Source organism: Falsiroseomonas sp. (assembly GCF_051859025.1).
GTDB lineage: Bacteria > Pseudomonadota > Alphaproteobacteria > Acetobacterales > Acetobacteraceae > Falsiroseomonas.
Map to the genome: position 1 here is coordinate 119580 of NZ_JBHYGL010000005.1, position 12171 is coordinate 131750.

At 70.1% G+C, this 12171-nt stretch carries 9 protein-coding genes; 6 read left to right on the plus strand and 3 right to left on the minus strand.

Features of this window, described 5'->3' with window-relative positions:
* Positions 1-40: 40 nt before the first annotated feature.
* Positions 41-409 (plus strand): acyl-CoA thioesterase, encoded by a 369-nt coding sequence (locus ACTIE5_RS08195; RefSeq protein ID WP_439549204.1) that lies wholly within the window; start codon positions 41-43, stop codon positions 407-409.
* Positions 409-828 (plus strand): acyl-CoA thioesterase, encoded by a 420-nt coding sequence (locus ACTIE5_RS08200; RefSeq protein ID WP_439549205.1) that lies wholly within the window; start codon positions 409-411, stop codon positions 826-828. Before ACTIE5_RS08195 ends, ACTIE5_RS08200 begins: the two co-directional genes overlap by 1 nt.
* On the opposite strand, the gene ACTIE5_RS08205 is transcribed toward ACTIE5_RS08200, so the two are convergent.
* On the minus strand, positions 825-1679 hold the full coding sequence (locus tag ACTIE5_RS08205) for an FkbM family methyltransferase (RefSeq protein WP_439549206.1): 855 nt from the start codon (positions 1677-1679) through the stop codon (positions 825-827). The genes ACTIE5_RS08200 and ACTIE5_RS08205 overlap by 4 nt on opposite strands.
* Positions 1680-1808: 129 nt before the next feature.
* Positions 1809-3218 carry an aspartate aminotransferase family protein gene (locus ACTIE5_RS08210; protein ID WP_439549207.1) on the minus strand — a complete coding sequence of 470 codons (1410 nt, stop codon included), beginning with the start codon at positions 3216-3218 and terminating at the stop codon, positions 1809-1811.
* Positions 3219-3366: 148 nt separating this feature from the next.
* Between ACTIE5_RS08210 and ACTIE5_RS08215 the strand changes: the two genes are divergently transcribed.
* The 3 genes from ACTIE5_RS08215 to ACTIE5_RS08225 all read left to right on the plus strand — a co-directional run bounded on the left by ACTIE5_RS08215 (position 3367) and on the right by ACTIE5_RS08225 (position 9242).
* The gene (locus tag ACTIE5_RS08215) at positions 3367-5676 is read left to right on the plus strand and encodes a molybdopterin-dependent oxidoreductase (RefSeq protein WP_439549208.1); all 2310 of its coding nucleotides are present in this window, start codon (positions 3367-3369) and stop codon (positions 5674-5676) included.
* On the plus strand, positions 5673-7244 hold the full coding sequence (locus ACTIE5_RS08220; protein WP_439549209.1) for a PhoX family protein: 1572 nt from the start codon (positions 5673-5675) through the stop codon (positions 7242-7244). Before ACTIE5_RS08215 ends, ACTIE5_RS08220 begins: the two co-directional genes overlap by 4 nt.
* A gap of 66 nt (positions 7245-7310) precedes the next feature.
* Positions 7311-9242, plus strand: coding sequence for a PhoX family protein (locus ACTIE5_RS08225; protein WP_439549210.1), 1932 nt, complete (start codon positions 7311-7313; stop codon positions 9240-9242).
* A 184-nt stretch (positions 9243-9426) separates the two neighbouring features.
* Here the strand turns inward: ACTIE5_RS08225 and ACTIE5_RS08230 are convergent, their stop codons facing one another.
* The gene (locus ACTIE5_RS08230) at positions 9427-10413 is read right to left on the minus strand and encodes a Bug family tripartite tricarboxylate transporter substrate binding protein (protein ID WP_439549211.1); all 987 of its coding nucleotides are present in this window, start codon (positions 10411-10413) and stop codon (positions 9427-9429) included.
* Positions 10414-10584: 171 nt separating this feature from the next.
* Between ACTIE5_RS08230 and ACTIE5_RS08235 the strand changes: the two genes are divergently transcribed.
* Positions 10585-12132 carry an MDR family MFS transporter gene (locus ACTIE5_RS08235; RefSeq protein WP_439549212.1) on the plus strand — a complete coding sequence of 516 codons (1548 nt, stop codon included), beginning with the start codon at positions 10585-10587 and terminating at the stop codon, positions 12130-12132.
* Positions 12133-12171 lie beyond the last annotated feature (39 nt).

The following is a 12171-nucleotide window of genomic DNA, read 5'->3' on the forward strand; positions in this document are numbered from 1 at the left end:
GCCGCCCTCGCCGGCTGAACTCAAGCTGCGCACGACAGCCATGCCGGCGGATGCCAACCCGTCCGGCGACATCTTCGGTGGCTGGCTGATGGGGCTGATGGATTTGGCCGCCGGCAACGCGGCCGGCCGCCGCGCCCGCGGCCGCGTCGCGACCATCGCCGTGGACGGCATGAAGTTCCACCGGCCCGTCGTCGTCGGCGATGAGGTCAGCATCTATGCCGGCATCGTCTCCGTCGGCCGCACCTCCATGCGCATCGAGGTGGAGGCCTGGCGGCGGGAGCGGTCGGAGGATGAGATGTTCCTGGTGACGGAGGCGGTCTTCACCTTCGTCGCCATCGATGAGGCACGGAAGCCAAGGCCCGTGCCGGCGGAGCCGGGGTCTGGATCGCTTTCGCCGGAGGAGGCGTGATGGACGAAACCTGGCCCCTGATGCGGGATCACGTGATCCGCTGGTCCGAATGCGACCTCTATGGCCACGTCAACCACGCGGCCTACCTGACGATCTTCGAGGATATGCGCATCCAGCACTGGCAGGCGCTGACCGGCCTGCCGATCTCCCCCACCCGCCCCGGGCCGGTGGTGGCGCAGATCGAGGCGAAGTACCACCGCGCGGCCGGGTTCGGGGAGAAGGTGGTGCTGGGCAGCCGCGTGGTGTCCTTCCGCCGCACCTCCTTCATCCATGACTATGCGATGTGGCGGGATGGCGTGGCGCGCTGCACCGGCCGCGCCATCTGCGTGGTCACGCGCAACGACACCGGGGAGAAGGTGCCGCTGTGGCCGGACCTGCGCGCGGCGATGCTGGCGGAAGGCGCGGTGGCGGAGGGCTAAAGGGCGCCGAGATATCGCCCCGCCAGCCCGCCCTGCTGCCGCCGGTCATGCTCCATCAGCAGGCGCAGCGCGGCATCGGCCGATGCGTAGCAATCATGCAGGATCGTCGCCATCGCCAGCAGGGCGCGGTCCGGCAGCGCGTCCAGCCTGGTCAGGTCCCGGATGAAGATGGCATCCGCCCAGACCATCTGGCTGAGCCCGGCATAGGGGCTGCCGCCGACGACCATCGGGCTCATCACCCGGCTGTTGAGCGGGAAGAAGCGGTGGAAGGCGAAGCCCTGGCCGCGCAGGAAGGCGTCCACATCGCCGAATAGCGGCTGGTCCTTGTAGAGCGGCAGGAACTCGACCTCCGCCTGCACCACCAGCGCATCGCGCAGCCGCGCCTCCGCATGGCGCAGCACCATCAATTCCGCGCCCTGGATGTCGAGCTTCAGCAGGTCCGCGCCCGCGGTTTCCGGCACATCGTCCAGGCGCACGGTGTCGAGTTCCACCCGGTCCAGCACCCGGCCCCAATCGGGAAACCCATGGAACAGGTTCAGCGTGGCGGGGTCGGGCTCCAGCAGGGATGTCATGCCGGGCGCCTGGCAGACCCGCAGCGTGTGGCGGCCACCATCGCCGACGGCATGAGGGAAGTAGCGTTCATGCGGGCCCTTGCGGGCGTTCAGCGTGGAAAGCGCCGCGGCATCGGGCTCGAACCCCACCACCTCCGCCTGCCCGGCGCGGAGCAGGCCGGCGTAGGGCGGGTCGCCATCGATCGGGTTGGCGCCGATGTCGATGGCCTTGATGCGGATGTCCTGCCCGGTGATGTCCCGGAAAGACCCGCCTCGCGAGGATGGGCTTCCTGCCGCCATGGATGCGCTGCCTTCTGCTGTCGCAGGGGCAATCTGGCGCGGGCGGGTTAACGAAGCGGCAAACCCGGAAAGCCCTCTCCCCCGGCCAGGGGGAGAGGGTAGGGAGAGGGTTGGGTGAGGGGGTCGCCCTCAGACGACCGTCAGGCTTTCGCGGCGCAGCTGGACGGCCAGGCTGTCCAGCGCCCGGCCCGTGCGATCCACCATCTCATCGACCTCATCGGCGTTCATGATGAGGGGGGGCGAGAAGGCGATGGTGTCATTGGCCAGGCCGCGCAGGATGACGCCCTCGGCCTCGCCCAGCTTGGCCAGGCGCGGGCCGACCTTGGCGGAGGGCTCGAAGTTCTTCTTCGCACCCTTGTCGGCGACCAGTTCCATGGCGGCGACCATGCCGATGCCGCGCACTTCGCCGACCAGCGGATGGCCCTCGAAGCGCTCCCGCAGCTTCGCCTGCATATGGGCGCCGACCTTGTTGACGTGCTCGACGATGTTCAGCTCGTCGTAGATCTTCAGCGTCTCCAGCGCGACGGCGGCGGCGACGGGGTGGCCCGAATAGGTGAAGCCATGGCCCCAGGTGCCGATGGTGGAGGAGCCATCCGCCAGGCCCTGGAAGACGCGGTCATTGATGATGACGGCGGAGATCGGCAGGAAGGATGCGCTCAGCGCCTTGGCGCAGGTGATGATGTCGGGCGTGATGGAATAGGTCTGGCAGCCCCAGTAGTTGCCGGTGCGGCCGAAGCCGCAGATGACCTCGTCCGCTACGAACAGCACGTCGTACTTCCGCAGAACCGCCTGGATCTTGTCGAAATAGGTGGCGGGCGGAACCATCACGCCGCCGGCGCCCATCACGGGCTCCGCGAAGAAGGCGGCGACCGTCTCCGGCCCCTCCCGCAGGATCGTATCCTCCAGCTCCTGCGCCAGGCGCGTGGCGAAATCCGCCTCGGACTCGCCGGGCTTGGCGCCGTGGTAGTGGTGCGGGGTCGAGACATGGATGAAGCGATCGCCGACGGGCAGGTCGAACATCTTGTGGTTGGCCGGCAGGCCGGTCAGCGACCCGCTGGCGATGGTGATGCCGTGGTATGCCTTCAGGCGGCTGATGATCTTCTTCTTCTCGGGCTTGCCGATGGCGTTGTTGTAGTACCAGACCATCTTGATGGCGGTGTCGTTCGCCTCGGACCCGCTGTTTGCGTAGAACACCTTGGACATCGCGCAGGGCGCGCGCTCGATCAGCATCTCGCTGAGGTCGATCAGCGGCTCATGCGACTTGGCGGTGAAGGCGTGGTAGAAGGGCAGCTTCTTCATCTGCTCATAGGCAACCTCGGCAAGCCGATGGTTGGAGAAGCCGAGGGATGCGCACCAGAGGCCGGCCACGGCCTCGATGTATTCCTTGCCCTGGTCGTCCCACACCTTCACGCCTTCGCCGCGGGCGATCACCAGCGGGCCGTTCTTGGCATGCGCGCGGTGGTCGGTATACGGGTGCAGGACGTTCGCGATGTCGCGTTCCGCGTTGGAATTCCGGACCGGCGTGGCGGGCGGGGTCATGGATTGCATCTTCCTCAACTGGCGTCCCCGGGATGCTAGAACGCCATTCGCCCCGCGTCATCTGCCGTGACGCCCGCCATGGTTGCGGCGGGCAGGTCTTCGTCGCATTTTGACCCCCGTTCAGCCGCCGAGTGGCCGGAGAGTTCACATGACCGAGATCAAGCCGCACGGCTCCCACTGGGGTTCCTTCGAGGCCGTGGTCGAAAACGGCCGCCTGGTGGAAGCGCGGCCCTTCGCCGGCGACCCCTTCCCGGGATCGCTGCTGCAGTCGATGCCGGAAGCTGTGCACGGCAAGGCGCGGATCGACCGGCCCTATGTCCGCGCGGGCTGGCTGCGCGGCGAACGGCGCGGATCGTCCCGCGGCGGCGATGATTTCGTGCCGATGGCGTGGGACCAGGTGGTCCGGCTGGTGGCGGAGGAATCCGCGCGGGTGCGCAGCGAACACGGCCATGCCTCGATCCTCGGCGGGTCCTATGGCTGGTCCTCCGCCGGCCGCTACCACCATGCGCGGACGCAACTGCACCGGTTCCTGGGCATGGGCGGCGGCTTCACGGCGCAGGTGACGAACTATTCCTACGGCGCGGGCATGACGCTGATGCCCCATGTGCTGGGCACGAATGAGGTCATCCAGGGCCCCGTCACGGATTGGGGCAGTATCCGCAAGCACACGAAGCTGATGCTGTGCTTCGGCGGGCTGCCGCTGAAGAACGGGCTGGTGACGTCCGGCGGCGCGGGCGGGCATGAATATGTGCCGCTGATGAAGGCGGCGGTTGCGGCGGGCGTGCGCTTCGTCAACATCTCCCCCTTCAAGGGCGATGTGGGGGATTTCCTCGGCGCGGAATGGGTGCCGATCCGGCCGAATACCGATGCGGCGATGATGTTCGCCATGGCGCATGTGGTCATCACCGCGGGGCGGGAGGATGCGGATTTCCTCGCGCGCTACACCGTGGGGTACGACCGCTTCCGCGACTACGTGCTGGGCGCGACGGACGACGTGGCCAAGACGCCGGAATGGGCGGCGGCGATCACCGAGGTGCCGGCGGAGACCATCCGCCGCCTGGCGATGGAGGCCGCCGGCGCCCCCACCATGTGCACCGCCACCTGGTCCATCCAGCGCGCCGAGCATGGCGAGCAGCCCTGGTGGGCGCTGACCGCCTTCGCGGCGCTGCTGGGCGGCATCGGCAAGCCGGGGCAGGGGATCGCCTTCGGCTATGGCTCCATGAACGGGATGGGGACGCCCCGGCATGAGGTGCCCTCCGTCGCCGGCCCCGCCGTGCGCAACCCCTGCGGCGCCTATATCCCCGTGGCGCGGGTGACGGAGCTGCTGGAGCGGCCGGGCGAGATCCTGCAATACAATGGCCGCGACCTGCTGCTGCCCGATATCCGGCTGATCTGGTGGGCGGGCGGAAACCCCTTCCACCACCACCAGGACCTCGGCCGCCTGCTGCGGGCCTGGAACCGCGCGGATACGGTCGTGGTGCAGGAACCCTGGTGGACCTCCGTCGCGCGCCACGCCGATATCGTGCTGCCGGCGACGACGACGCTGGAACGCAACGACATCGGCAGCGCGTCCCGCGACCGCTATGTCCGCGCCATGCACCAGGCGATCCCGCCCGTAGGCCAGGCAAGGAACGACGTCGATATCCTCGCCGACCTCGCCGATGCCGCGGGCTTCCGGGCACAGTTCACGGAACAGCGGGATGAGGGCGCCTGGCTGCGGCACCTGTACGGCCGCTGGCGCCAGGCCTGCGCCGCGCAGGGGATCGAGGTGCCGGATTTCGAGCGTTTCTGGGCCGAAGGCTTCGTCGAGATTCCCGCGCCGGAGCAGGACTATGTCCAGTTCGCGGAATTCGCCGCTGACCCGGACGCCAACCCGCTGAACACACCCTCCGGCAAGGTCGAGATCTTCTCCGAGACCATTTCGTCCTTCGGCTATGCCGAGACGCCGGGCCATGCGGTGTGGATGGAGCCCACGGAATACCTGGGCTCCCCGCTCGCCAAGCAGTTCCCGCTGCACATGCTGTCCTTCCAGCCCGCCACCCGGCTGCATGGGCAGCTGGATAGCGGCCCGGTCGCGGCGGCGGACAAGATCCAGGGGCGGGAGCCCATCCGCATGCACCCGGACGATGCCGCGGCGCGGGGGCTCACGGATGGCCAAATCGTGCGCGTCTTCAATGCGCGCGGCGCGGTGGCGGCGGGGCTGCGCGTCACGGCGGATATCCGCCCCGGCGTGGTGGCGATGGCGACGGGCGCCTGGTGGAACCCGGCCACACCCGGCGCCACCGATGCGGCCTGCATCCACGGCAATGCCAATGTGCTGACGGCGGATATCGGGACCTCGCGCCTCGGCCAGGGATCGGCCGCGCAATCCTGCCTGGTGCAGATCGAGGCTTGGCCGGGCGAGGCGCCGCCCGTGACGGTGCATGCCCCGCCGCCCGGGGCCACCGCCGTTCCATGATCGGCCGCCGCCTGCTGCTGGCCGCGCCCGCGGCTCTTAGCCTGCCGGCGCGGGCGCAGGTCACGACGCTCGACCTGCCGCCCACGATGCCGCCACTGCGGCCGGATGACTGGGTGGCGCCCGGCAACCGGCGGGACGTGCTGGTGCGCTGGGGCGACCGCGTGACCTTCGATGCCGCGCCGTGGGAACCGCGCAACCCGACCGCCGATGGCGTCGCCGGGCAGTTCGGCTGGGATGCGCGGCTGGCGGGCATCCTCGCGCCGCCGATGGGCGCGGATGGCGTGGCGCGCCTTGTCGTGGCCGTGGTGCACCCGGAGGTCGATCCCCTGCTGGCCTTCCCCGGTGGCCGTGACCGGCCGGCGGTGGCGGCGGCGATGTCGGGCGCCTCGCTCCTCAACCTGGAACGCCAAAGCGGGCGCTGGGTGCTGGTGGATGGCGGGTTCCAGAGCCGCCGGCTCGGCACCTCCACCCTGTGTCGCATGGGTGGGCCGGTGGCGCTGGGGGGTGGCGTGGTGGGCTTGCTCGGCCCCGCTGCGGGCACGGCGACGCCCTGGGGCACGCTGCTGCTGGCGGAACAGGACCCGGCTTCCTGGCTCGCGCGGTTGCAAGACCTCGATCCCCGGTTCCGGGACGGGCGGCATTTCGGCTGGGTGGCGGAAGTGGATGCGCTGGACCCGCAGAGCGTGCCGGTGAAGCGCGGCGCGCTGGGGCGGATCGGCGCGCAGGCGGTGGCGGCGACCGTCACCGATGATGGCCGCGCCGTCGTCTTCCTGGCCGATGGACGGCCGATGGGCTTCCTCTATCGCTTCGTCTCGGGGGCGAAGGCGATGGAGGGCGAGGCGCTGGAGGCCGGGCAGCTTGCCGTCGCGCGGGCGGAGGGCGAGGCCATCACCTGGCGCCCGTTGGGGGAGGGCGCGCTGATGGCGCCGGCCCTGGCGGCGGAGGCTGCGGGGGCGACGCCCTTCGACACGCCGGCGGCGCTCGCCATGGACCCGCGCCGCCAGCGCCTGCTGCTGGCCTGCCGCGCTGGCACCACCCGGGGGGAGGCGCGGGTGGATGCGCTGAACCCTCGGCCTGGTGCCCATCCCGGCCAGATCATCGAGATCACCGGCGATCCCGCCGGCGCGCGCATGGCGGCGCGCGTGCTGTTCCTGGCGGGCGATGCCAGCGAGGGCGGGCGCTATGGCCGCGACATGCCGGCCAACAGCGCCGTGCCGCGATTCCCGGCGACGCTCGCCGTGGATGCGCGCGGGCGGTGCTGGATCGGCACGGACCGCGCCGGGCGGCCCGGCAGCGCGCCCGACATGGCCTTCGCCTGCGACCTCGATGGCCCCGGCCGCGCGGTGCCGCTGCCGATCCATGCCGCGCCGCGGGGCGGGGCCATTGGCGGCGTCGCGCCGACTCCGGAAGGCGATGCGGCGCTGGTCGTGGTGCGCACCCCTGGCGCGGAGCCCGGGGCGAGCTTCGACCGCCCGGCGACGCGCTGGCCCGCCTTCGACAACCGCCTGCCGCCGCGCAGCGCGCTGGTGGCGATCACGCGCAACGCCGGTGGTGCCATCGGCGGTTGAGGCTTGACGACTGCCGCGACCTCGGCGCCCGATGTGACAGTTTCGTGACACATGGGGGAACGAGCAGTGGATGACGAGATCGAGCTCGAGGACATCGGCAGCAATCCGGCGCCGGGGCGGCCGATGGGCGACATCATCGCGGCGCGTCTGACGCGGCGGGGCGCGATCGGCGCGGCGGTGGCCCTTGCGGCGGTGGCGCCAGCGGGGGCGCAGCCGCTGCGGGTGCCGGAACGCGGCGGGCCATCGACGCTGACCTTCCCGGAACTGCGCCACCAGCTCAGCCAGCATCACGCGGTGGCGGAGGGGTATGAGGCGCAGACGGTAATCCGCTGGGGCGACCCGGTGCTGGAAGGCGCGCCCGCCTATGACCCGATGGCGCAGACGGCGGCCGGGCAGGCGCGGCAGTTCGGCTATAATTGCGACTACCTCGACTTCTGGCCCCTGCCCGCGGGCAGCCGCAACAGCGACCATGGCTTGCTCTGCGTGAACCACGAATACACCAACACCAACCTGATGTTCGCCGGCATCGGCGAAGGCCGCGCCGCGCGCGGGCGCACCACCGCGCTTCAGGCGGCGGTGGAGATCGAGGCGCATGGCATGAGCGTGGTGGAGGTGAAGCGCGAGAACGGCACGTGGAAGAGCGTACCGGGCGGCGCGATGAATCGCCGCATCACCATGAACACGCCGATGCGCATCAGCGGTCCGGCGGCGGGCCATGCGCGGCTTCGCACCAATGCGGATGCGACGGGCACAAGCGTGCTGGGCACGCTGAACAATTGCGCCGGCGGCAACACGCCCTGGGGCACCGTCATCACGGCGGAGGAGAACTTCAACAACTACTTCGGCGGTGCCGCCGCGACGACGGGCGCGGAGACCGCGACCTATCGCCGCTACGGAATCATCGCGGAGCCCAGCTACGCCTGGTTCCGCCACTTCGAGCGCTTCAACCTGGACCGCGAACCGAACGAGCCGAACCGCTTCGGCTGGGTGGTGGAATACGATCCCTATGATCCCACCAGCGTTCCGGTGAAGCGCACCGCACTCGGCCGCTTCAAGCATGAGGGCGCGACCCACGCGATCGGCAGCGATGGGCGCGTGGCCTTCTACATGGGCGATGATGAGCGCTTCGAGTACCTCTACAAATTCGTCACCGCGCGACCCTTCAACCCCAACGACCGCGCTGCCAACCGCGACCTGATGGATGAGGGCACGCTGTATGTGGCGAAGTTCGAGGAACAGGGCCGCATGCGCTGGCTCGCCCTGACGCATGGCGAAGGCCCGCTGAATGCGGCGAACGGTTTCCACAGCCAGGCGGATGTGGTGATCGAGGCGCGGCGCGCGGCGGATTTGCTCGGCGCCACGCCGATGGACCGGCCCGAAGACGTGGAGACCAATCCCGTGAACGGCCGCGTCTACGTCATGCTCACCAACAACAGCCGCCGCACCGCGCAGCAGGTGGGGCCGGCCAACCCTCGGGCGGCCAACATGCATGGCCATGTGGTGGAGGTGATCCCCCCCGGCGCCGGCACTGGCCGTGTCGATCACTCGGCGACCGAGGGGCGGTGGGCGGTGTTCATCGCCGCGGGCAAGCCCGGCGTCGATCCCGGCACGCAATACCACCGCGCCACCAGCGACCATGGCTGGCTGTCCTGCCCCGACAACATCGCCTTCGACAGCAAGGGCCGCGCCTGGATCGCGACCGATGGCGCGCCGGAATTCGCCGGCATCGCGGATGGCATCTGGGCCGCGGATACCGGCGGCCATGGCCGCGGCCTGACGCGCTGCTTCTACCAGGCACCCACGGGGGCGGAGGTCTGCGGCCCCTGCTTCACGCCGGATGACAGGACCTTGTTCCTGGCGATCCAGCACCCCGGGGAGGATACCGGCAGCACCTATGAGAACCCCTCCACCCGCTGGCCGGATTTCGAGGCCGGGCGCCCGCCAAGGCCCTCCGTCATCGCCATCGTCAAGCGGGACGGGGGCGAGATCGGGAGCTGAACACTCGTTCAGGGAACGACTTTAGAAATACCAGGCTTTTAGCCTCTTTAGCACTTTTAGCACCGTTTCCGGCATGGCCGGGGGCGGTGCGAAGGCCATCCTCCCCCTATCGGAGAGGAGGAGGGGTGGGCGTGGCTGGGGCGATGATGGCTGGAATATATTCCTTGATCCGGCCCGACGCAACCTATTCCAGCTTGATGCCCTTGGCGCGGACCACCTCGCTCCAGCGTTCCAGGTCGCTGTCCATCACGGCGCGGAGTGCCGCGCCGTCGCCCGCCACGGGGGTGGCGCCCTGCTGGATGAAGCGGGCGCGGATTTCCGGATTGGCCAGCACCTTGTCGCATTCGGCCTTGATGGTGGCGACCAGGGCAGGGTCCATGCCGCGCGGGCCGAGCAGGCCGTACCAGAAGGAATAGGTGAAGTCGAAGCCCTGTTCCTTCGCGGTCGGGACATCCGCCAGGCCCGGGATGCGCCCGCCGGTGGTGCCGATGGCGATGGCGCGCGCGCGGCCATCGGCGATGGCGCCCATCACCGTCGCGGGCGCGGCGATCAGCAGGCCGATGCGCCCCGCCAGCAGATCCGCGAAGGCCGGACCCATGCCGCGATAGGGCACATGGGTCATGCGGATGCTGGCGATGTCCTGAAGGTATTCCGTGTAGAGATGCGGCGACGAACCGGCGCCCATCGACCCGTAGAAATTGGCGTCCGCCGGCTTGCCGCGCACGCTGTCGACGTATTCCCGCAGCGTCCTCACCGGCGAATTGCCGGGCACGACGAAGACCGTCGGGTAGTCCACCAGCAGCGAGACCGGCGTGAAATCCTGCCGGATGTCGAAGCCGAGATTGGGGTAGAGCGGCGGCGCGGTGGCCAGGGAATTGTCGGTCAGCAGCAGGGTCGTGCCGTCATTCGCGCTGCGCACGACATTGGTCCAGCCGACCACGCCGCCGCCGCCGCTGCGGTTGTCCACCACGAAATTGCCGCCGGTCTGCGCTGCCAGCGTCTGGGCGTAGAGCCTGGCGACGAAATCCGTGGTGCCGCCGGGTGGATAGGTGATGAGGAGGCGGATCTGGCGGGTGCCGGGCCAGGTGCTTCCCTGGGCGGTCCCTTGCTGGGCGATGGCAGGCGTGGCGAGTGCGGCCGCGCCGGCGGCCAGCAGCATGCGTCGTTGCATCGGGTTTCCTCCTGGGGCCGGGTCGTCCCGGCCCCTCCGAAGAAGTTTCTATCCCAGACTTAACCCGTGCGTCATCCGTCCCGCGGAACGGCGCGCCCTGGCGTGCTTTCACCGCCCTCCCTGGTGCGATAGGCATGGGGTGCCGGGCACAGAGTTGCCGAAGGAATCGTGGTGAACGAAGCGAGCAGGCCTGCGGCCCCGCCGGCGGCAACCCCGGGGGCCGAGACCCGGCCCGATGTGACGCCGACGCAGTTGCGGATCGTGCTGGCCGGGGCGCTGCTGGCGATGCTGCTGGCGGCGCTGGACCAGAACATCGTCAATACCGCGCTGCCGCGCATGGCCGCCGACCTCGGCGGCATGGCGCATCTGTCCTGGGTGGTCACGGCCTTCATGCTGACCTCCACGACCACCACGCCGCTCTATGGCAAGATGTCGGACCTCTATGGGCGGAGGCGTCTGTTCTTCATCGCCATCGCGCTGTTCCTGGGCGGTTCGGTGATGAGCGGCGCGGCGCAGACCATGGGGCAGTTGATCGGCTTCCGCGCGCTGCAGGGGCTGGGTGCCGGCGGGCTGATGGTGCTGGCGCAGGCGATGGTGGCGGATGTGGTGCCGCCCCGGCAGCGGCCGCGCTACCAGGGGCTGTTCAGCGGCACCTTCGGCCTGGCGAGCGTGGCGGGCCCGCTGGTGGGCGGCTTCATCACCCAGACCCTGTCCTGGCGCTGGGTCTTCTACGTGAATGTCCCGATCGCGGTGCTGGCGCTGGTGATGCTGTCCATCGGGCTGCGCGCCAGGCCGTCCGGCGGCGTGGCGCGGCCGGTGGACCATCTGGGCGCGCTGCTGCTGGCCGGCGCCACGGCGGCGCTGCTGCTGCTGCTGGCCTGGGGCGGCACGGAATTCCCCTGGGCGTCCTGGCAGACGGCGGCGATGGCGGGGGCAACCTTCGCGCTGGCCGCGCTGTTCCTGTGGCGGGAGAGCGTGGCGCCGGAGCCGCTGGTTCGCCTCGCCCTGTTCCGCAACCCCGTCTATGCGCGGGGCGTCGCGGTGGGCGGCATGATGGTCTTCGCCATGATGGGATCGACCGTCTTCCTGCCGCTTTATTTCCAGCTCGTGCTCGGCATGCAGCCGGCGGAGGCGGGGGCGATGCTGGTGCCGCAGGTCGGGGGCATGTTGCTGACCTCGATCCTCGGCGGGCGGATCGTGTCCCGCGTCGGGCGGACCAAGCCCTTCCTGCTGGCGGGGCTGGGGCTGGAGGCGGTGGCGCTGGCCTCGCTCGGCCTGTTCGCCTGGGTGGCGGCGCCGGCCTGGGTCTTTCTTCTGTCCCTGCTGACCTTGGGCCTTGGGATGGGCATGGGCATGCCGAATCTGACGACCGCGGTGCAGAACGCGGTGGACCACCGGGAGGTGGGGGCAGCGACGGGGACGATGGCCTTCATGCGGTCGCTGGGCGGCGCGCTGGGGGTGGCGACATCCGGCACCATCATGGCGCATAGCCTGGCGATCACGGCGGCGGGGCAGGGCAAGAGCCTGGCGCAACTGACCGAGCAGGCGGCGCTGGCGGTGAGTGCCGCGGAACAGGGGGCGATGGCGCTGGCCTACCGCACGGCGCTGACGGGGTGCTTCGCGCTGAGCGGCGTGGTGATGACGGCGGCCTTCCTGGTGACTTTGGGGCTGCCGGAACGGACGCTTCGGAACCGGGTGGAGGATGAGCGGCGGGGCTGAGGCGGAACGCTTGGCGCTCCCTGCCGTTGTGCCCGCTTC

What these genes read in the sequence shown, in the direction of transcription:
- ACTIE5_RS08195 (WP_439549204.1), top strand. Translation starts at nt 41, where the DNA reads ATGCCGGCGGATGCCAACCCGTCCGGCGACATCTTCGGTGGCTGGCTG.
- ACTIE5_RS08200 (WP_439549205.1), top strand. Translation starts at nt 409, where the DNA reads ATGGACGAAACCTGGCCCCTGATGCGGGATCACGTGATCCGCTGGTCC.
- ACTIE5_RS08205 (WP_439549206.1), bottom strand. Translation starts at nt 1,679, where the DNA reads ATGGCGGCAGGAAGCCCATCCTCGCGAGGCGGGTCTTTCCGGGACATC.
- ACTIE5_RS08210 (WP_439549207.1), bottom strand. Translation starts at nt 3,218, where the DNA reads ATGACCCCGCCCGCCACGCCGGTCCGGAATTCCAACGCGGAACGCGAC.
- ACTIE5_RS08215 (WP_439549208.1), top strand. Translation starts at nt 3,367, where the DNA reads ATGACCGAGATCAAGCCGCACGGCTCCCACTGGGGTTCCTTCGAGGCC.
- ACTIE5_RS08220 (WP_439549209.1), top strand. Translation starts at nt 5,673, where the DNA reads ATGATCGGCCGCCGCCTGCTGCTGGCCGCGCCCGCGGCTCTTAGCCTG.
- ACTIE5_RS08230 (WP_439549211.1), bottom strand. Translation starts at nt 10,413, where the DNA reads ATGCAACGACGCATGCTGCTGGCCGCCGGCGCGGCCGCACTCGCCACG.